The following is a 21,469-nucleotide window of genomic DNA, read 5'->3' on the forward strand; positions in this document are numbered from 1 at the left end:
GATGCACATCATCAACGCCCGTTTGCGCAACCAGGAAGGTTTGCACGAATTACACCTCGAAGACGGCCTGATCCGCAGCATCGCCCGGCAGACCGAAGCGCCCACTCTCGGCCCGGATGACCTCGACGCCGGCGGCAATCTGGTGGTGCCGCCCTTTGTCGAACCGCACATTCACCTCGACGCCACGCTGACCGCTGGTGAGCCACGCTGGAACATGAGTGGCACGCTGTTCGAAGGCATCGAGTGCTGGGGCGAGCGCAAAGTCACCATCACCGAAGAAGACACCAAGACCCGCGCCAAGAAAACCATTCAAGCCCTGGCCGCGCACGGCATCCAGCACGTGCGCACCCACGTCGACGTCACCGACCCGCAACTTACCGCGCTCAAAGCCATGCTCGAAGTGCGCGAGGAGAGCCATCACCTCATCGACCTGCAAATCGTCGCGTTTCCGCAGGAAGGCATCGAGTCGTTCCGCAACGGTCGCGAGTTGATGGAAGAGTCGATTCGCATGGGCGCGGACGTGGTTGGCGGCATTCCGCATTTCGAGTACACCCGCGATCAAGGTGTGAGTTCGGTGAAGTTCCTGATGGACCTGGCCGAGCGCACCGGTTGCCTGGTCGACGTGCATTGCGACGAAACCGACGACCCGCATTCACGCTTTCTTGAAGTCCTCGCCGAAGAAGCACGCAGCCGCGACATGGGCGCCCTCGTCACCGCCAGCCACACCACGGCGATGGGTTCTTACGACAACGCTTATTGCGCCAAACTGTTCCGTCTGCTCGGCCACTCCGGGATCAGTTTTGTCTCCTGCCCCACCGAGAGCATTCACCTGCAAGGGCGTTTCGACAACTTCCCGAAACGCCGGGGCGTGACCCGTGTGAATGAATTGCTCGAAGCCGGCATGAACGTCTGTTTCGGCCAGGATTCCATCGTCGACCCGTGGTATCCGCTGGGCAACGGCAACATCCTGCGCGTGCTTGAGGCCGGGCTGCACATCTGCCACATGCTCGGTTACCGCAACCTGCAAAGTGCGCTGGACCTGGTCACGGATAACAGCGCCAAAGCCATGCACCTGGGTGAGCGTTATGGCCTGGAACAGGGGCGTCCGGCGAATCTGCTGATTCTCTCGGCGGACAGTGATTACGAGGTGATCCGCAGTCAGGGCTTGCCGTTGTACTCGATTCGCGGCGGCAAGGTGTTGATGAAGCGGCAGATGCCGGTGGTGGAGTTCAGTGGTGAACTGAGCTGAGCTGAGATCTGCGGCGGGGCTGATGGCCCCATCGCTGGCAAGCCAGCTCCCACAAGGATCTGTGGCGCACCGTAGATCCAATGTAGGAGTGAGCCAGCTCGCGATAGCGCACTGGCATTCAATAAAGATGTTGTCTGATCTACCGCTATCGCGAGCAGGCTCACTCCTACAAGGGTTCAGTGGCGTACACAAATGAGGTGTTCACCACAAAACCCTGTGGGAGCCTGGCTTGCCAGCGATAGGGTCTTTGAATTCAGCCCATCAACCGCGCCGTACCAAACAACCTGACCCGCCGCAATTCACCCTCTGCTTCTTCGAGCAAAATCGGCGCCGTGCCGCCGGGCATGACCACCTGCACTTCTCCCGCCTCGACCCAACCCACCCGCCAAGCCGCCGATGCCACGGCACTGGCACTGGTGCCGGAGGACGCCGTCGGCCCTTCGCCGCGTTCAAATACTCGCGCGAGGATTTTCTGTGGTGATTCCAGCACCGCCCATTGCAGATTGACACCTGCCGGGCATGGATCTCCGGCACCGGTGGGCATGGCGTAGGCGATTTCGGTCAGGCCTTTGTTCAGGGGTGATTCACGCATTTGCTCGTTGCTCGGCAAAGCAGCTGCAGCGCTGAGCAGCGTTACACAATGCGGGTTTCCGATGCGCACGAATTGGCTGTGCGCCCAATCGCGATCAAGTTGTGCCAAGGGTTGGACGTGACTCACAACCCGACCGTTGAACTCGATGCCTTGAACAGTCTGCGCACCGACCGCATCCGGTCCAAATCGCGGTTGGCCGAGATCGAGCCAGAAGCCTTTAACACCTTCGACTTCAGCCGGTTTCGCCGAGGTCTCCACGGCGTAACCCTTGTCGTGATGCACGCGCAACAAAGCACCCTCCTCTGGCATCAAGCCTTGCTCGGTCAGCGCCTGCGAGAAAATCGTCAGGCCATTGCCACTGCGCTCGGCGAGCGTGCCGTCGGTGTTGACGATCAGCACGTCGAATGGCGGCGACGTCTGGAACGGGCCGATCAGCAGGCCGTCACTGCGGTGGGACTTGCTGTTTGCCGGGCGTTGGTCTTCGGGCCAGTCGCAGCAGAGTTTGATTGCCGCTGCGCTCCAAGAGTGACGCGCAGAGGCGCATTCAGTGGCGCTGACGGGCAAAACAATGCCCGCGTCGCGCAATGCCTGCGGCGCAATCACCCCATAGATATTGCCCCGTGCATCGTAGAATTGCGTCATCAACCTTAGTCCCTGCTACCGAAGAATCCCACTGTAAACCGAATCCCCTGTAGGAGTGAGCCTGCTCGCGATAGCGGTGTATCAGGCAAAAAAATATTGACTGACAAGCCGCTATCGCGAGCAGGCTCGCTCCCACAGGGTAGGATGTCGTCTGCACGTCCCCGAGCATCGGCGATCGAACCTCGTCGCTGAATCACTGTCCTTCGGGGACGCGATGTTTTTTGCCAAGGATCGATATGACCAGCCTCAACCCCCAAGACACCTTCGTCCCCGGACGCCTGCAACAGATGTCCACGCGCATCGCCTTTTTCATCGCCGGACTCGGTATCGCCGCGTGGGCGCCGTTGGTGCCGTACGCCAAGGCCCGTGCCGGACTGGATGAAGGCACGCTGGGGTTATTGCTGTTGTGCCTCGGCGTCGGTTCGATACTGGCGATGCCGTTGGCGGGGATTCTGGCCACACGCTTTGGCTGTCGGCGGGTGGCCACCGGCGGCACGCTGCTGATCTGCGCGGCGCTGCCGTTACTGGCGACGGTGTCGTCGATACCGGCGCTGATCGCTACCCTGTTCATGTTCGGCGCCGGCCTCGGTACGGTGGATTCGACGGTGAACCTGCAAGCGGTGATCGTCGAACGCGCCAGCGGCAAGAACATGATGTCGGGTTTTCACGGTTTGTTCAGTCTCGGCGGGATTGTCGGCGCGGCGGGTGTCAGCGCCCTGCTCGGCCTCGGCTTGACGCCTCTCGCAGCCATGTTGGTGGTGGTCGTGGTGCTGATCGCGGCATTGTTCAAATGCGTGCCGCACATGTTGCCTTACGGCAGTGAAAGCTCCGGACCGGCATTCGCCATCCCTCACGGCATCGTGCTGTTTATTGGCGGGATGTGCTTCATCGTGTTCCTGACTGAAGGCGCGGCGCTGGACTGGAGTGCGGTGTTTCTGGCGCAGGAACGCGGGATCGACACGGCGTACGCGGGGTTGGGTTATGCGGCGTTTGCATTGACCATGACCGCCGGACGTTTGCTGGGTGACCGCATTGTGCGGATTGTCGGTGCCACGCGGATCATTCTGTTTGGCGGTCTGTTGGCTGCGGCTGGCCTGTTTCTGGCGACATTTGCGCCGAGCTGGCAAGCGGCACTGGTGGGTTATGCGCTGGTCGGTGCCGGCTGTTCGAACATCGTGCCAGTGCTGTACACGGCGGTGGGCAAGCAAACGGTGATGCCGGAAAGCATCGCGGTGCCGGCGATTACCACTTTGGGCTATGCAGGGATTCTGGCAGGGCCGGCGGTAATCGGTTTTGTCGCCCATGCCAGTAGCTTGAGCTTTGCCTTTGGCTTGATGGCGGTATTGTTGGTCGCGGTGGCCATCGGCGGTAAGACATTGAAAGTATGAAGATTGGCGCGACACCTGTCAGGTTTGACAGTAGACAGGCCTTAACCCTTTGAATCATGGTGATTTCCAGCCACGCGGAAATGGAAATCTGTCATGAACATTCGAATTGGATCGGCTGTTGCACTTATCGCTCTTCTCCAGGGATGCGCCTCCGTCAATCGATACGACTGGGGCGAAGGCGGAGCCAACTTTGCTCCCGCTGAGCGGCTGGCCAATGCCAACGGATGTTATGCGCATTGGCAAGCCATTGGCCGTGTCGAAGTTGAAGGCGGCATGACCTGCTCCGGTACACTCATTGACACACGAGAACCCGGTACTGTGTCGAATCCGGCTTATGTACTGACCTCCGGACACTGCACACATCCGGAGATAGGCAATAACGAGGTCATCGTCAATCAGCCTGCAAAGGGTCGGGTTACGTTCAATTATTTTTTCGACACGCAACCGCACAGTCGCTCCTATGCGGTAAGCCGGATTGGCTGGAGCACGCTGCGTGGCCAAGACATCTCCATCGTTGAACTTGAACGGCCTCTGGAACAGTTGATCAGCGACGGTATCGAGCCTCTGAAACTGGCGCATGCCCCCTTGCCCCCCGAAGAAAACATTTTGATCACCGGCGCGCCCGTGAACGGCTTCATTCAGCGAATGGCATGCAAACAGGAACATTCGGCAGCGGTCATCGAAGGCCCGTGGCGATGGGTAGGACAATCGAGCAACCGTTGCCTCGATGTTGTCAGTGGATTATCCGGCTCACCATTGCTTGCGCGTTATACCAATGAAGTCGTGGCTGTGTTGGGCACTACCACGCGCGGAAGTGAGCGTAATCGATGTGACAAGGGCGCCCCCTGTGAAGTCGTTGCCGGGCAGGTCAACAAGCGAACTGACACCAACTACGCCTCCACAACCGAAGGCCTGGGTGCTTGCTTCACCAAGGGGCGTTTCGACCCGCGTCCGGGTGACTGCCCGCTGGGAGCGGCATGGTCTTTTCCGACATCATCGCAAAACAGCGATTACATCAAAGTCGAGCGTGACGAGCACGGACAAGTCGTGCCATGGCATTGGCTGCAAACCTTCGCATTGAGCGCTCCCTACTACCGCTATCGCTATACGCGCACGCTGGACGAATGCCAGTCGCTTGCTGGGTATAGCCAGGTACAAACCGCTCGCCCTGGCTCCGAGAATCAGTTGAGCCATGAACTCAAAGAAGGTGCGGGGCTATATTTTCTCTGCCTGATTGGTCAACAGCGGCCTACGGACGTGCCAAAACAATCGGATGGAAAAACCCCCAACATCTATTGGCGGTGGTTGCTGGAAGCACCAGCGCCGTTGGCGCCGGCCTATAAAATCGAATGGGTGGGTGACGATGACTACGATGTCAGGGTTTTTCCGGTCTCACCGGATCTGGATCCCTTTCAATTTCAATACAAGTCCGGGCAGCCCGGGAGCATCAACTGCAATGACGGGCTGGGATTCCAGCGCGTATCGCCCTCCACGGGCGTGTTCCATGTTTCCGTTGCCAATGGCCGGCAGAACGTCTGCCTCAAAGGCGCAGACCTGGCGGGGAATCCCGGACCGCCCATCGACTTTCTGATTCATCAATAGCTTCAGGCCTATTGTGACTGAGTCGTGTGAAACCGGTTCAGCCACAACAGCATCTTAGAAACCAACGCTGGCCTGCACAAAGAACGTACGCGGCGCGCCGACATACATCCCCGAGTTGTTGTCGCTGGAGCGGGTGAAGTACTGCTTGTCGAAGACGTTCTTCACCCCGGCGCCCAGCTTCAGGTTCGACACCTGCGGTCCGAAGTCATAGCCGCCACGCACGTTCCAGGTCACGTAACCCGGAATGTCGCCGTACTGCCCGTCTGCGGTGCCGTCAGTGATGTAGTTGCCGTTGAAGCTGCCATCAGCGTTAACCCCGGTGCCCGGCGAGCGCTGTTTCGACTGGGCGAAACCGTCGAGGTTGTAGGTCCAGCGGTTGATGTCGTAACGCAAACCGACGGTCGCCACCTGACGCGAATAGAACGGCAGATCACGGCCCTTGAAACCCGGAATCTCGCCTTCATACGTGGCGCGGGTGTAAGTGAAACCGGCGTTGGCGGTCAAGCCATCGAGGCGCGGATCCAGTGCCGCCATGTCGTAGTGCACCGACGCTTCGATGCCTTGGTGCTTGGTCGCGCCGAGATTCGTCCAGCCGACATCGTTGCTGATGTATTGCAGCTCGTCATCGAAGTCGATGTAGAACAGCGTTACCTCACCGCCCCACACATCATCGTTGTAGCGCGTACCGATCTCGTAGGTCTTGGCCTTTTCCGGCTCCAGGCCATTGGCGGTCTGATCACCCGAGCCGCCCTGACCGAGCTGGAAATACTGCAGGCTGCCGAACGAGGTTTCATAGTTGGCGAACAGTTTCCACGCGTCCGACAGGTGATACATCACGCTCAGCGCCGGCAGCGGCTCGTTGCTCTCGATGCTGCGGTTTTTCGCCTGTACCGGCTTGCCGGCCGTGTCGAGCACCGCGCGGTCATGCCAGTCAGTGCTGATGTGTTCGAAGCGGATGCCCGGAGTGATGGTCCAGTTGCCGACATCGATTTTGTTGTCGAGGTAGACCGAGTTGGCTTCGGTGCCGCCGGTACGATCCTGGAAAACATGACCATCAGACGTCGGCGTGAGCACCGGCTGATTATTGACCAGCGCCACTCGGCTCGACGATTCGTGCATCGCCTCTTTCAGGTAGCGATAACCAACGCTGACTTCCTGCGTGGTCGGGCCGACATCGAAGACCCGCGAGACCCGTGGCTCGATGCCCAGCGTGTAATACGAGCGCGGATAGGAGCTGAGGGTTTTCTGGTCGCGCGCGGCGATGGTACTGCCACGGAAACTGTCGGTGTAATAAGTGAGGATTTCCGCCTGGGTGCGTTCGTCGATCTGACGGATCCATTTGAACGACACATCTTTGCGCCGCCCGGTGAATTGGTCGTAGTCACGCACCGAGTCGTACGGTTTGGCGTCGTACTGCTTTTGCGTCAGACCACCGGGCATGTCGGCCGTGGCGTCGTAGTAGTGGAAGTTGAGGCTGAAATCGTCCTGATCGGTGGGCGCCCAATGGGTCTTGAGCAGCACGTCGTCGATGTCGTTGCCGTTGTTGCGCTCGCGATAACCGTTACCGTTGACGCCGGAATACAGCAACGCCACGCCCATGCCGTTGTCGGCAGTGCCACCGAGGAACGCCGTATCGATGTGTTTCCAGCCACCGTACTGAGTGGTTTCCAGGGTGGTGCCGATTTCACCGGTGGCTTTTTCCGGGATCGCGCGGGTGACGAAGTTGATCACCCCGCCGACGTTCTGCGGCCCATAACGCACCGAACCGGCGCCACGCACCACGTCGATGCTGTCGAGGTTGCCCGAGGAAATCGGCGCCATCGACAGTTGCGGTTGACCGTACGGGGCGAATGCCGCCGGTACACCGTCGATCAACACGGTGGAGCGCGGCGACAGACGCGAGGTCAGACCGCGCACGCCGACGTTGAGGGAAATATCGCTGCCGCCGGTGCCGTTGGAATCCTGCACCTGCACGCCCGGGACACGCTTGAGCACGTCGCTGACGTTCATCGCGCCCTGCTCGACCATGGCTTCGCGGCGGATCACCGTGCGCGCGCCGGGATGGTTCTGCACCACGGCGGCGTTGGCATCACCGAGCCAGTCACCAACCACCTTGATGTCGGTCACGCCCAGTTCCAACGGGCCGTTGCTGGCGGCGGAACTCGCGGCCGGCGACAGCGTTACCGAACCTTCGTTGATCTGATAATCCAGACCGCTGCCCTGCAGCAATTGGCGCAACGCCTGCTCCGGCGAGATATCACCGTCGACTGCCGGCGCCTGTTTGCCGGCGACCAGGTCCGGGCTGAAAAACACTTGCAGCGATGTCTGCTGGCCCAGTTCGCTGAGGGCCTGACCCAATGGCTGCGCGCGGATATGAATCGCTTCACCGGCAAACGCCAGCGGCATGGCAGCGTTGACCGCCAGCGCTAGGGCCAGCGGCAGCCAAGGGGATTTTTTGTTGTTGGCAGTGGTGTTTTTCACGTCGTACGTAGTCCTGTGGATCGCAAGAGTGTGCGGCTGTTAATGCAAACCAGTTGCAGTTGAACAGGAAGACGATGAACTCGAAAAAAACCTGAATTTTATTTTGCGATTATTTCCTGACTGCCATCCGCAAGGGTGCGAACGGCCACCGGCAGGATGCTCGGCAAGGCTTTGAGCAAAGCGTCGGTGTTGTCCGATTTGAACACGCTGGTCAGGCGCAGACTGGCCACGGCCGGATTGGCCACGGTCAGCGGCTGCTCACGGTAACGCGAGACTTCGGCCGCGACCTCACTGAGGCTGGCGTTGTTGAACACCAGTTTGCCGCTGCGCCACGCTGTCAGCTCCGCCGGGTTGACTGCATAGGCGGCGGCGACTTTGCCTTGCGCATCGACATAAGTGCCGAGGCCTGCGGTCAAGCTGATGAAGTGATCATCCGCTGCATCGCGCCCCTGCACTTTCACCGTGCCCTGCTCCACCGCTACGCGGGTTTGTGTGACATCACGGCGCACATCGAAACGCGTGCCGGTGACCGTGACCTTGCCATTTCCGGTCTCGACCACGAACGGTCGCGAGGTATCGTGCGCGACGCTGAACAGCGCTTCGCCTTCGCTCAACTCGATCAGTCGACGATCCTGTTCATAGTGCACTTGCAAGCGGCTGCGGCTGTTCAGATCGATCACCGAACCGTCCGGCAGCGCCACGTGTTTGCGCTCGCCCAGCGCCGTGGCGAATTCGGCGCTGTAGCCGCCGGGATGATTCAAACCACTGAACAAACCCAGGCCGAGCGCCACCGCCAGCACACTCGCGGCCACGGCATAACGCAGCATCGGACGGCGCTCGCGGCGAGTGGGCGGCGTTTCAGCAAGGGCTTTGAGGCGTGGCGCCGGGAGCAAATCCGCCGCCGACCACAAGCCCTGGAGCAATTGGAATTCGTCACGGTGCTGCGGATGTTGATTCAGCCAGGCATCGAAGCGCTGCTGCTCGTCGGCACTGACGGCCGGCTCCTGCAAACGCACAAACCAGCGAGCCGCGTCATCGCGCACCGTTGTTTGCCCGCACGCGCAATCACGCGTATCCATCATGGAATGTCCTGTTGGGCTGGGGATGAAAAGCTGCGGCGGTTCATGACTGCAACCCGTCGAGGCGATCACGCAGATGCCGCAGGGTGCGGATCATATACTTTTCGACCATGTTCTTGGACAGGCCCAGGCGTTCGGCGATTTCCGCCTGGGTCAGGCCTTCGATCTTCTGCCAGACGAAGATCTTGCGGCAATTGACCGGCAATTCAGCGAGCGCCCGTTCGATGGAGTCAGCCAACTGGATCGCATGCATGTAATGCTCCGGGTCGCCGGATGACGACTCACTGTGATCGATGGCCTGGGACTCCATGGCGCCGCGCCGATCCTCACGCCGATAACCGTCGACCGCGATATTGCGCGCGGTCTGGTGCAAATACGCCCGTGGCTGCTGCACCGCCGCCGAATCCGACTCAAGCACCCGCACAAAGGTGTCGTGCGCCAGATCCTCGGCCTGCGCGCGATTGCGCAGGCGGCGAGTCCAGGTGCCGATCAACTCTTCGTAATGCTCGAAAAAGCCGGGTCTGCGGGGACGCATTGGGGTTTGGCGGCGTGCTGAGGAAAGGGGCGTGGATAGTAATGCTTCCTATTAAGGCGAAGCAATGGATTCCTCGATCCGACCGTCCGGGTCGCCTCGCGAGCTCAGCGTTTTATCGAAATCACCCCACTCATGTAGTCATGCAAGTCACGCAGATCCTTAACGCTCCAGGCATGCGGCGGTATTTTTACCCCGTTTTCCTGCAGCGTTTTTGGAATCAGGTTGCCGTTCGGGCGAAGGATGATCGACGACACAATCACCCCCGGATATTCACTCAGGCGTTTTTTGAACGCGGAGGTGGTCAGGTCGGGTGTGGGCGGATTGCTTTTACGCGCCAGCGGTCCGCTGCCTTTTATATCGGCGCCGTGGCACACAGCGCAGCGCTGCGAATAGAGGTTTTTGCCGTTGCTGTTATCCGCGAAGGACACGGATGGTTGGGCGATCAACAAAGCCCCGAGTACAGCGACGAATGCTGTTTTCATTGTTTGCCTCCCTGGCGTTTTTTAAGGTCGCGCATGATGCGCGAGATTTAACGCCTGGCGCAAAACAATGTGGGAGCGAGCCTGCTCGCGAATGCGGTACATCAGTCACTGGTTGCATTGACTGACAGGACGCTTTCGCGAGCAGGCTCGCTCCCACAGGGTTGGGTGGTGGATGCGGGGTCAAGTGCATCCACCACTGGCCGTTGGATCAGCCTTTCTCGTCGATCCCGGCTTGCAGGGTCTGGGTGTCGAGATGCCCACTCAGGGTGACCGGGCCGACTTTCAAGGTACCGTTTTCCAGGGAAACCTTCGGTGCGTTTTCCTCGGCTTTATGCGGCAGATCAAGGCCCGCTTTCACGCCGTAGTCACGGTTACTCAGATCGGTGCTGCTGACCTTCGAACCACCGAGATCGACCTTTCCTTGCGTCGACGAAATCCGCGCGCCGGTCAGCTGTGTCGCGCCGCCGACTGCGAGGTTCACGCCTTGGCTGGCACTGATCGCGGACGCCTGCGCAACGCTGTCCTTGTGCGCGTACTCACCCTGCGCTTTCAGTGTCGGTTTGTAGTCGGTGCCGGCGAGCTTCTCTTTGTCACTCGGTGGGTTTTTCTTCGCAGTCAGGCCCAGATCAACATCGACCTTGGCGTGGTTGCTCGCGTCCTGAAGGCTTTCGACGATCAGATCACCCGCGACCTTGCCGCTGACATCTTTAGCGTCGATCCGCGCACCCGCCAGCTGTGCATCACCAGCGCTGTTCAACACCACGCTGTCAGCCTTGATCTGGCTGTTCTGCTGGGTGCTGCCCTGCAAGTAATCCACAGCGACTTTGGCCCCGGCGTTGAAGCCGTGGTCGCTGCTGGCCTTCTCATCAGCGGCGGTCGGGGTTTTGCTGCTCAGGTTGCCACCGGCATTCAGCGCGACATTCCAGTTATTGCGGTGGTCGGTGGACTGCGCCGACTCCTGCACGTAACCACCCTTTTGCGCGTCGATGCTGACGTTCGGTGCGCTGACTTGCGTGCCTTGCAGATGAATCGAATCACCGCTCAACGCGATGCCGCTCTGGCTGTTGAGTTGGCCACCGGTAAGGGTTTTCGAATCCTCGTTGACCCGACCGATATTGAAGTTGCCACTCAGATTGCCGCCCTGATCGCGGCTCTTCTCGCTGCTGGTTTTGCTGCCGCCACCCTTCAAGCCGCCGCCGAGATTGCTGCCGGTCGCGGTATGAGTGTCGGTTGCGGCTTGCAGATCGAGCTTGCCATCAGCGTGCAAATCGATGGCGCCAGCGCTGTCGATTTTCGTGCCTTGCTGGACTTGATCGCCGCCGCTGCTGAGTTGCACCGGACCGTTGCCGGTGATGCTCGCCACATGGGCCTGAGTGTCAGTGCTTTGCTTGCCGCTGTGATCAAGCTGGAAACCGGCGCCGAGATCAACGTTGGTGCCATCGGTGCCGGGCAAGGTGCCGACCGTCAGCGAGCCATTGCCGCGCAGGCTGCTGTCATTGCTGGTCTGCCGGTCGTTGGCCTGATTCAGCGCCAGATCACCGCCCGTCTTGATGCTCACACCGCCCTGCCCGCCGTCGAAACGACTGCCTTCGAACTGCGCATCGCCGCCGACCTTGATGTTCACACCCTGGCTACCGGCGTAACCGCCGACCACGGCGCTGGAGTTGTCCTTGCTCGACGCACTGCTGCCACCCGCGCCGCTGCCGGCGACGTTCACGTCTTCACCGGTCTTGGTGTAGACGCGCACATCGACCTTGGCATCCACCGCGTTGGCGCTGCTGTTGTGCGTATTGCTGGCGGCATCGGCAAGCAGTTGGTCAGCGCTGATGTTCACTTGGCCGGCGCTGGCGTTGTATTGCGTGCCTTGGTCGTGCAACGTGCCGGTGGTTTTCACATCGACAGTGCCGCCGTCAAAACGGCTGACTACAGCGTTGTTGTTTTGCTCGGTTTTGCTGGCGCTGCCATGACCGACTGCGACGTCTATGCCGACATTCGGCTGACCGAGATTGGCCAGCGAATCCTTGTCCGGCACCTTGCCGCCGAGCACGTCTTTGACTGCGCCAGCGATCGGCCGGGCGATGTCTTTGTACTCGACGTTGGCGCCGATGTCCGCCGACCAGTTGCTCTCGCTATGCGTGCTGCTGTCAGTGTTGCTGGCCGCACGGTTGTCGATCTCGTTGGCGGCGACGTTCAGACCGTCGCCAGCCTTGAGTTGCGCACCTTCAGTGGCGAGTTTGTCGGCATTGATCGTCAGGCTGCCGCTGCTCTGTACGCTGCTGGTTTGCGCGGCGGTTTTACTGGTCGAATCCTGCGCCGTGCTGTGGGCGAAATCGACGCCACTGCCGGCACGGTCGAGGCCGCCGGTGTAGTAGAAACCACCGCCAGTGCTGGAGGTGTCGGTGGTGGTTTGGTGACTGTCGGCTGCGGCCAGCAACGACACGTTTTGGCCGCTCAACGTGGTGTCGCCAACGGTGGATTTCACCTCCGCGCCTTTGAGCGTGACGTCACCGCCCGCCTTCACCTGCACACTGCCGCCGCTGAGGCTGGAACCTTGTTGAGTGACGTCGTTGCTAGTGACGGTTTGCTGTTTGTCTTCGTAGTGGATCCCGGCGCGGTATTGTTCCGGCGTTTGCTCTTTGGCGTACGCATCGAAGCCACGGGTGTGCGTGGTGTCAGTACTGTCGTGAGTGTTCTGCGCCGAATGCACATTGACGTCGCCTGCCGCGTCGGCCGTCAGCGCACCGCCAGCCTTGACCGTCGAGCCCGCCACTTCGATATCCTTGGCGCTCTTGAGCTTGAGGTTGCTGTCGGACACCAGTTCGCTGCGCACGGTGCTGCTGTCTTTGCTGTTCTGCCGCGACTCGTCCTTGCTGATGCCGAAGAACTTGCTGTCCTTGTCGTGGTTATTGCTGTGCGAGGTGTCCTGCACGCCATCGATCACCAGCGAACCCTTGTCGCTGATCACGCTGGCGTCGGTGCCGCCACGCACTTGGCTGCCGCTGATGCGCACGTCGTCAGCCTTGACGATCAGTTTGCCGCTGGCGTTGACCTTGCTGCCCTGATGCTGGGTCTTGCCCTTGTCGGCATCGCCCGTCTTGCCGAAGAAACCACCGCCGACCAGATCGCCGGAATATCGGTTGTCGCTGCTGCGATTGGTAAGAGTGGCCGTGGTGATTTCCACCTGTTTGCCGGCCAGTTGCACGTCGCCGGAGCTGTTTAACTCGGCGCCTTCGGAGCGCAACAACGCGGCGGTTTGCAGAGCAATGTTGCCGGCCTTCAGTTGGCTGGTGACGCTGCGCTGCTCCTCGCTGCTGCTGTTCCAGTCGGCTTTCCACAGGTGTTTGCGGTGATTACCTTGATCGGTCTGCGTGTGGCTTTCAGTGGCGGCGGTCAGGCGCAAGTCGCCGCCGCTTTGCACATCGAGAGTCTTCGCCGCTTCGACCTTGGCGGCTTTCAGTTCGGTGTCTTTACCGGACGACAACTTGGCGTCGCGGCTAGCGATAATCTGGCTGCCGTGCTGGCGCGATTCACTGTCGGTCTGAGTGCGGTCGTAGGTTTCCCAGGTGATGCCGATGGTGCTGTTGTTCCAGTTTTCGCGCTTTTCCTGAAGCTTGCGGCTTTCGACCGTCGACAGGGTCAGGTTGCGTTTGGCGTCGAGCGTGACGTCGCGAGCGCTGACATCGGTAGCCGCCAACGTCAGATCCTTGCCGCTGTGCAAAGCCACATCGCCCTGACTACTGCGGAGACCGGCGCGGGTCACGTCGAGGCTGTTGGCAACCGCTTCACCGCTGACACTCAAGTCACCAGCGGAACGAATCTGCACGCCATCACGCCCGGCCACTTGCACCGCGCCAACCCGTACGCCGGCACCTTCGGCGGTGCTGACAATGTTGATGCGCCCGGCCTGCATCGCGCCGAACAGACTGGCGTCGATGCGTTGATCGCCGGTGTTGCCGGCAGGGTCGACGGTTTTCACCTGGCCGCTGGCGTAATCAACCTGATTGCGCCCGACCGTAAGGTTCAACTGGTCGCGCGCAGTGATCGCGCCCTGGCTGTCGATTCGCGGCGCGATCAGGTTGATCGAGCCCTCGCCGTTGCGTAGTCCACCGCTGTGAATCTGCAACTGACCACTGGCGTCGCGGGTATTCAGACTTTGCAGTTTGCCGTCATTCAATTCCGGACGACCGACCACCAGATTGGCGTTCGGCGTGTTGATGAAGCTGCCGCCATTGACCGAGATGCCGTTGGGGTTGGCCAACACGTAATCGGCAGGCCGACCGAAGATTTCCTGCGCGCCGTTGATGGCGGACGGATTGCGGCTGATCACTTCGTTGAGAATCACGCTCGCCGCCTGGCCTTGCAGTTGCGGGTTGGCCGCCAGTTGCCCGGCCAGTTGCGATTGCCCGGCCTGCAAGGCGTTGTTCAGTACCAGCCCCTGACGGTCGACGTTGTAATCGAGGAACTGGTTGTGCGACAGGCCCGAACCGTTGGGCGCGACGATGTTGACGATGGGCACACCGCCCTGGGTCTGCAATTGCGCGGTGCCGCCGGGGCCCGGTGCGACTACGACGCCGCCGGCGAGCGCGCTCGGCAGGTGCACGGCGAAGAACAGGCTGGCAATCGCCCAGCGCAATTTGCCCCGCGGCGAAAGATGAAATGCAAAGGTGTGTGCTGGCATAAAAACGTCTCCATGTGAGTACGGCATCACGTTGCGCGTTTAGTCTTGGCCGTGGCTGACGCGCTCAGATCCGACGGCTGTTTGTTCACTGCGTTGTTCGTTGCGGTAGCGTCATATCTGCACCCCGACGCGCATCAGCCAGGTTTGCGATTCGTGTTGCAGACCGCTCGGGGTGTTGAGCGCGCGTTGATAATCGACGTCCACTTGCAAGTTCTTCCAGCCCAGATTCAGACCGACACTGGCGCCACTCAGGCGTTGGCCCTGCGCGCCGTGATCGGCCTTGATCCAGCCGTGGTCGAGGCCCACCCGCGGGGTGATCTGCACCGGCCATTGACTGCGCAGCGGCAAGCGCAAGGTGTTACGCCAGATCGCGCCGCTGGCGCCGGAGGCACTGCTGACCCGATAGCCGCGCACCGCCGATTCATCGGTGCCGAGCAATTGTTCGATCGCTGGCAACGGGTCCGGGCTGTACTGCAAATTGAGCTGGCTCTGCCACTGCCAGGCCTGCGCGCCAAGCTGACCATTGCGCCACTGACTGAGGCCCGTGCGGTACTTGCGGAACTGCGCCTTGGGCAGGTTGTTGATCTGCTGCTGTGAGTCGTCGTCGGCGCCAAACCAGCGCAGGCCCTGAGCGTAATTGACGTCGAGGTTCCACACCGCGCGGTCGAGCCAGAACAGATTGAGGCCAGCCTCAGCCACCGTCAGCGTCGGGCTTTGAATACCGAGGCGAACGTCTTGCAGGTAGCTGTCGACATCCTTGTGCGCCAGTTGCAGGTTGGCGCTGAGCTGACGGCTCTGGTCGCGCCACAGCACACGGTCGGCGCGCAGGCTGACTTGGTCGGTGATGCCGGTGTTGTGAAAGGTCACGCTTGGCAGTTTGAATGGCGCGCGATATTCGGCATGGCTGGCGAACACGCTGTAGGTCCAGTAACCGTAGGGAATCGCGTAATACAGGCTGGCGTTGCGGCTGTAGCGATCGCCCTGATTGAGGGTGTCGCTGGCGCTGAGGCTCAACAGGTCGTTGAGTTGCAACGGGCTGTCGAGACTGAGGCTGACGGTGTCGCGATCACGTCCGGTGCTTGCGCTGCCGAGGTTGTCGATGCCCGCGTTCAAGGCCCAGCGCGAATGCGCGGAGGTGCGAGAACGCAGGATGATCCGCGAGGCACCGGGCTGACTGCCGGGAGCGATATCGGCGGTGAGATCGATCGAGCGCAGGCGATTCAGTTGATCAAGGCCCTGCTCCAGATCGCGCAGGTTCAGCGGCTCGCCGAGCATCCCCGGAAACGCGCCGCCGAGGGACACCGGCAGACTCTGATCGGCCAGTTCGATGGACTCGATGTAGCCTTCTTCAACGCGGATATCCAGTGACTGCCCCGCTGCCGGTGCGCTGAGCAGATACGGACGGCTGGCGATGTAGCCCTTGTCGACGTAGCTCGCGGTGATGGTCGCCAACAGATGATTGATCTGGCCGACGCCCATGCACGGCGCCAGCAGCGGTTTGATCCGCGCGTTGAGTTTGGCACTGTCGATCAACGTGACGCCGCCGATGCGCGCACCGCTCAATGGCCAGCAACGTTCATCGGCGGTGACGGTTGGCGGAATGGCCGGGGTGACCGGCGCCGGACCGAACGCGCCGCGCTCCAACTGCCGCTTTCTTTGCTCAAGTTGCAGTTGTTGCAGATCGCGCTGTTGCTGTTGTTGCTGGCGCAGCACTTCCTGGCCCGGCGCGACAGGTTCGGCGGCTTCAATCGAGGAGGCACACACACTCAACACAAAGGCCGACAACAGCGGGCAAAGCGGGGAACGACGGCGAAAAACAGCGCGAAACGGAAACGGCACGCAACATCCTTGCGATCATCAAATGGCGTAATGCCACGTCATCAATGATCGTGATAGTCGGAGCCCTCCTACACAAATGCAAGACGCTTCCTACAGCGCTTACATTTCTTAAACAATTGCTTTGCCTGGCTTTATTGTCAGCAGCAAGGCCACGGCACTGCACGCTATCAGGGTTTCCCCGAGGGCTTGAAACCAGCCGGCGAGCATCAGTCCCGCGCCGATCAGCAGGTAATACATCAAACCCAACAACGCCCCGGCGGTGCCCAATCGATCCGCGTAATTGGCCAAGGCCGAACCGAGAATGTTCGGGATTGCCAGGCCAAACGCCAACACCACCAGCAGCATCGGCAGCACGAACGCGACACTGCCTTGCAGCGACCATACGCCCACGCCACCGAGCAAGGCGATGCCAGCCGCGAGGCGAATCAACTGCAATGCCTTGAACCCGGCCGTCAATAAACGCCGGTTGAACCATGCTCCAAAACCTGAGCCCAGCGCGAGGATCACGCCGCTGTAGCCGAACCCGCTGGCGTCCACATCCAGCCGCTGAAACATGAACGGTGCGAGGCTGTAATAGCTGAACAGCGCCACGTTGAACGATGCAATCCACAGCGCCGAGCGCCAGATCCCCCAGTCTCGCAGCATGCGCCCAAGGGTTTCGAACAGACCGACATGGCTGCAGGGCGCTGGCCGGGTTTCCGCCAGGATGTACCAACTCCATAGCCACAACAGCGTTGCCAGCAACAGCAATGCAGTGAGGACACCGCGATAACCGAAGACCTCAACCAGGCTGGCGCCGCTGAACAGGCCAATCGCCGGACTGGCCGCCAGCGCGATGCCTACCAGGGAAAACACCTGCGCCAGTTCGGCGCCTTTGAAGCGGTCGCGCAACACGGTTTGCGTGACCACCGAGCCCACCGAAGCACCGAAAGCCGCCAACATCTGCGCCAGTAACAAGCCGTTGAAACTGCTGACCCGCAGACCGAAAAGTGTGGCAGCGGCGTAGATAGCCAAGCCCGCGAGCATCGCCGGGCGCCGACCGATGCGATCACACAAACGCCCCCACACGACCACCCCGACGGCAAACGCGAGGAAATACACCGACAAGGTCTGCGCGGCGGCTTGCGGGCCAACGTTAAACGCACGCCCGATATCGCCGAGCGCCGGGCTGTACAGGGTTTGCGCGATTTGCGGAAACATCAGCAGCGCAATTGCCAGCCACAAGAAATATCTGTTGTTCATCCTTCATCACTCCTCACTTGAACCGCCGAGGAGTTTAAGAACCGGCCACTGGCGTATTATCCAAATCCTGCCAACTTATCGCTGAAATCGGACAACTCATGGCCTGGCTCGAAGCCCACGCAACATTCGACGCAGATCGCTTTCAGGCGCCGGTGATTGGTATCGCCTCGACCTTGGGCGACCACGACTCCGGCCTGCACCGTCATCAACGCGGGCAACTGCTGTACACGCGACAAGGCTGCACGCGGATTACTCTGGCGCAGCAACTGTGCCTGTTGCCGCCGTCGCGGGCGGCGTGGATTCCGCCGGGTGTCAGCCATCGGGCGGTGATGCAGCGAAGTGTCGATTACCGCTCCATCTACTTGATCCCCGAACTGTGCGCCGAGCTGCCAGAGCAGGTGTGCGTGATCGAAGTCAGTGCCTTGTTGCGTGCGGTGCTGGAGCCCATGGCGCTGGCCGATTTCGCCACCGATTGGCAGCAGGGCAAATTCGCCCACTTGCTCGGCCTGTGCCTGAGCGAAATCGAGGAAGCGGCGCAACAACCGATGTTGTTGCCGTTACCTCAAGACAAACGCCTCGCGCTGCTGCTGCAAACGCCCGAACGTCTGCCTCCGGAGCTGCAACTGCTGGAACAGCAGATCGGCGCCAGCAGTCGCACCATCGGGCGAATCTTCCAGCGCGAAACCGGCATGAGTTATCAGCAATGGCGCCAGCAGTGGCGCTTGATGCGCGCGATGGAATTACTCGCCACCGGGCGCAGCCTGAGTTACTGCGCGTTCGAATCGGGTTTTGCCAGCGACAGCGCCTTCATCGCCTTCTTCAAAGCCATGACCGGCAGCACGCCGGGCCACTGGCTCAAGTGAGCAACTGACGATTGGCAGCAGAAATAATTTGCGACTAAATATTACCTGCGTCATATTACAGCCGTAATAATGACCCGTTTGCGCAGGTATCCCGCCATGACCAGCATGCCCACCCTCGAACCTGTTGTGGTAAAGACCAGGCCGCCCCTGCTTAAACGCCTGCTGCTTCCCGGCGCGGGATTGCTCGCATTGATCTTTGCCGGTCTGTACGCCGTGCACTGGTGGGGCGCCGGGCGTTTTCTCGAAGAAACCGACGATGCCTATATTGGTGGCGATGTCACGGTGATCGGGCCGAAAGTCGCCGGTTACATCGACGAAGTGCTGGTCAGCGACAACCAGCACGTCAAGGCCGGCGATGTGTTGATCCGCCTCGACGCCCGCGACTATCGCGCCAATCTGGCCAAGGCCGAAGGCGCCGTCGCCGCTGAAGAAGCGCTGCTGGCCAACCTCGACGCCACCGAACAACTGCAACAAGCGGTGATCGGCCAGGCCCGCGCCGGCATCGACGCCGCCGGCGCAGAAACCGCGCGTTCGCGGGACGACAACGCACGCTACAAACGCCTGGTGACCAGCAACGCCGTGTCCGTAGAAAGCGCACAACGCGCCGACGCTACCTTCAAAACCGCACAAGCCCTGAGCGCCCGTGCACAAGCCGAACTGCTGGCCGCGCAACGCCAACTGGCGGTGATCGACACCCAGAAACAACAGGCCCGCGCCGCCCTTCAGCAAGCCCGCGCCGAACGCGATCTGGCGCAACTCAACCTCGGCTACACCGAACTGCGCGCGCCGGTCGATGGCGTGATCGGCAATCGCCGCGCCCGGGTTGGCGCCTATGCTCAGGCCGGCTCGCAACAGTTGTCGGTAGTGCCGGCCAGCGGCCTTTGGGTCGATGCCAATTTCAAGGAAGACCAATTGGCGCGGATGAAACCCGGGCAACGCGTGAGCATCCGCGCCGACGTCCTTTCCGGACAGGAATTCCACGGCCGCCTCGACAGCCTCGCCCCCGCCACTGGTTCGCAATTCAGTGTGCTGCCACCGGAAAACGCCACCGGCAACTTCACCAAAATCGTCCAGCGCGTACCGGTGCGCATCCTCCTCGACCCCGCTGATGGCGTGCTCGGGCACTTGCGCCCGGGCCTGTCGGTGACGGCGGAAGTCGACACCCGCGCACAACCGGAAACCAGTGCCGTGGCCGTCGCGCCATGAGCACCGCCCTCGCCGCTCCTGCACAGCCATTCAACGCAGCGGACATGGCGACCGCCACCAAAGTGTTCGCCTTCGCGACCATGTGCATTGGCATGTTCATCGCGCTGCTGGATATCCAGATTGTCTCGGCGTCACTGCGCGATATCGGCGGCGGACTGTCCGCCGGCACCGATGAAACCGCGTGGGTGCAGACCAGTTATCTGATCGCCGAAATCATCGTGATTCCGCTGTCCGGCTGGCTGTCGCGAGTGTTCTCCACGCGCTGGTTGTTCTGCGCGTCGGCGGTCGGTTTCACCCTCGCCAGCCTGCTCTGCGGCGTGGCCTGGAACATCCAGAGCATGATTGCCTTTCGGGCGCTGCAAGGTTTTCTCGGCGGCTCGATGATCCCGCTGGTGTTCACCACCGCGTTCTTTTTCTTCACCGGCAAACAACGCGTGATCGCCGCCGCGACCATCGGTGCGGTCGCGTCCTTAGCGCCGACATTGGGGCCGGTGATCGGTGGCTGGATCACTGATATTTCCTCGTGGCACTGGTTGTTCTATATCAACCTGGTGCCGGGTATTTTCGTTGCCGTGGCAGTGCCGATGCTGGTGAAAATCGACCAGCCGGAACTGTCGCTGCTCAAAGGCGCGGACTATTTGAGCATGGTGTTTCTTGCGCTGTTTCTTGGCTGCCTGGAATACACCCTCGAAGAAGGTCCGCGCTGGAACTGGTTCAGCGACCAGACCATTCTGACCACCGCGTGGATCAGTGGCCTCGCCGGGTTGGCCTTCATTGGCCGCACCTTGCACGTGGCCAATCCGATCGTCGATCTGCGCGCCTTGAAGGATCGCAATTTCGCCCTCGGCTGCTTCTTTTCGTTTGTCACCGGCATCGGCCTGTTCGCGACGATTTACCTGACGCCGCTGTTCCTCGGCCGGGTGCGCGGCTACAGCGCGCTGGACATTGGTCTGGCGGTTTTCTCCACCGGCGTGTTCCAGATCATGGCGATTCCGCTGTATGCCTTTCTGGCCAATCGCGTCGATCTGCGCTGGATCATGATGATCGGTCTGGGTCTGTTCGCGATATCGATGTGGGAGTTCAGCCCGATCACTCACGACTGGGGCGCGGGGCAATTGATGCTGCCGCAAGCGTTGCGCGGGATTGCCCAGCAATTGGCGGTGCCGCCAGCGGTGACGCTGACCTTGGGCGGGTTGGCGCCCGCACGTTTGAAGCATGCGTCAGGGTTGTTCAACCTGATGCGCAATCTGGGTGGTGCGATTGGTATTGCGGCGTGCGCGACCATTCTCAATGACCGCACCAACCTGCACTTCACGCGATTAGCCGAACACTTGAACAGCAGCAATGAAGCGATGAATCAGTGGCTGTCGCAGGTCAGTGGAAACCTGGCGAACCTGGGCCAGAGCGGCGACGTCGGTGTCACCGCCAGCCTGCGCCAGTTGTGGCTGCTGACCTACCGCGAGGCGCAAACGCAAACCTACGGTGACACCTTTTTGATGATCGGGGCGTGCTTCGTCATCGCCACGGCGATGGTGCCCTTGATGCGCAAGGTGCAACCACCGGCGGCGCCGAGTGCGGATGGGCATTGATC

The 21,469-nt window shown here is 60.9% G+C and carries 14 protein-coding genes; 6 read left to right on the forward strand and 8 right to left on the reverse strand.

The window, feature by feature from the left end; genetic code table 11:
• Position 1 precedes the first annotated feature (1 nt).
• The gene (gene codA, locus ACZZ0A_RS15645; protein ID WP_007915583.1) at positions 2-1,249 is read left to right on the forward strand and encodes a cytosine deaminase; all 1,248 of its coding nucleotides are present in this window, start codon (positions 2-4) and stop codon (positions 1,247-1,249) included.
• A 253-nt stretch (positions 1,250-1,502) separates the two neighbouring features.
• Here the strand turns inward: codA and ACZZ0A_RS15650 are convergent, their stop codons facing one another.
• On the reverse strand, positions 1,503-2,483 hold the full coding sequence (locus ACZZ0A_RS15650) for a diaminopimelate epimerase (protein ID WP_007915582.1): 981 nt from the start codon (positions 2,481-2,483) through the stop codon (positions 1,503-1,505).
• A 236-nt stretch (positions 2,484-2,719) separates the two neighbouring features.
• Between ACZZ0A_RS15650 and ACZZ0A_RS15655 the strand changes: the two genes are divergently transcribed.
• Both ACZZ0A_RS15655 and ACZZ0A_RS15660 read left to right on the forward strand, forming a co-directional pair.
• Entirely contained in the window at positions 2,720-3,871 is a 1,152-nt protein-coding gene (locus ACZZ0A_RS15655) for an MFS transporter (protein ID WP_007915581.1), read from the forward strand.
• 93 nt (positions 3,872-3,964) lie between these two features.
• A complete protein-coding gene (locus ACZZ0A_RS15660) occupies positions 3,965-5,473 on the forward strand; it encodes a trypsin-like serine peptidase (protein ID WP_463543423.1) in 1,509 nt (502 codons plus the stop codon).
• A gap of 54 nt (positions 5,474-5,527) precedes the next feature.
• On the opposite strand, the gene ACZZ0A_RS15665 is transcribed toward ACZZ0A_RS15660, so the two are convergent.
• From ACZZ0A_RS15665 to ACZZ0A_RS15695, 7 genes are all read right to left on the reverse strand, one after another.
• Entirely contained in the window at positions 5,528-7,954 is a 2,427-nt protein-coding gene (locus tag ACZZ0A_RS15665; RefSeq protein ID WP_007915579.1) for a TonB-dependent siderophore receptor, read from the reverse strand.
• A gap of 98 nt (positions 7,955-8,052) precedes the next feature.
• Entirely contained in the window at positions 8,053-9,036 is a 984-nt protein-coding gene (locus ACZZ0A_RS15670) for a FecR family protein (protein WP_463543424.1), read from the reverse strand.
• Between the two features lie 40 nt (positions 9,037-9,076).
• On the reverse strand, positions 9,077-9,568 hold the full coding sequence (locus tag ACZZ0A_RS15675) for a sigma-70 family RNA polymerase sigma factor (RefSeq protein WP_007915577.1): 492 nt from the start codon (positions 9,566-9,568) through the stop codon (positions 9,077-9,079).
• Between the two features lie 104 nt (positions 9,569-9,672).
• Positions 9,673-10,050, reverse strand: coding sequence for a c-type cytochrome (locus ACZZ0A_RS15680; RefSeq protein ID WP_007915575.1), 378 nt, complete (start codon positions 10,048-10,050; stop codon positions 9,673-9,675).
• Positions 10,051-10,258: 208 nt separating this feature from the next.
• Positions 10,259-14,728 carry a hemagglutinin repeat-containing protein gene (locus ACZZ0A_RS15685; protein ID WP_463543425.1) on the reverse strand — a complete coding sequence of 1,490 codons (4,470 nt, stop codon included), beginning with the start codon at positions 14,726-14,728 and terminating at the stop codon, positions 10,259-10,261.
• Positions 14,729-14,839: 111 nt separating this feature from the next.
• Positions 14,840-16,567: a ShlB/FhaC/HecB family hemolysin secretion/activation protein gene (locus ACZZ0A_RS15690; RefSeq protein ID WP_463543426.1), complete on the reverse strand. Its 1,728-nt coding sequence runs from the start codon at positions 16,565-16,567 to the stop codon at positions 14,840-14,842.
• Between the two features lie 108 nt (positions 16,568-16,675).
• The gene (locus ACZZ0A_RS15695; protein ID WP_463543427.1) at positions 16,676-17,809 is read right to left on the reverse strand and encodes an MFS transporter; all 1,134 of its coding nucleotides are present in this window, start codon (positions 17,807-17,809) and stop codon (positions 16,676-16,678) included.
• 98 nt (positions 17,810-17,907) lie between these two features.
• Between ACZZ0A_RS15695 and ACZZ0A_RS15700 the strand changes: the two genes are divergently transcribed.
• The 3 genes from ACZZ0A_RS15700 to ACZZ0A_RS15710 all read left to right on the forward strand — a co-directional run bounded on the left by ACZZ0A_RS15700 (position 17,908) and on the right by ACZZ0A_RS15710 (position 21,467).
• Positions 17,908-18,672 (forward strand): AraC family transcriptional regulator, encoded by a 765-nt coding sequence (locus ACZZ0A_RS15700; RefSeq protein WP_463543428.1) that lies wholly within the window; start codon positions 17,908-17,910, stop codon positions 18,670-18,672.
• Positions 18,673-18,768: 96 nt separating this feature from the next.
• Entirely contained in the window at positions 18,769-19,878 is a 1,110-nt protein-coding gene (locus ACZZ0A_RS15705) for an HlyD family secretion protein (RefSeq protein WP_414893301.1), read from the forward strand.
• Positions 19,875-21,467, forward strand: coding sequence for a DHA2 family efflux MFS transporter permease subunit (locus ACZZ0A_RS15710; protein ID WP_463543429.1), 1,593 nt, complete (start codon positions 19,875-19,877; stop codon positions 21,465-21,467). Before ACZZ0A_RS15705 ends, ACZZ0A_RS15710 begins: the two co-directional genes overlap by 4 nt.
• Positions 21,468-21,469: the final 2 nt, after the last annotated feature.

This window comes from Pseudomonas sp. AC242 (assembly GCF_979258655.1).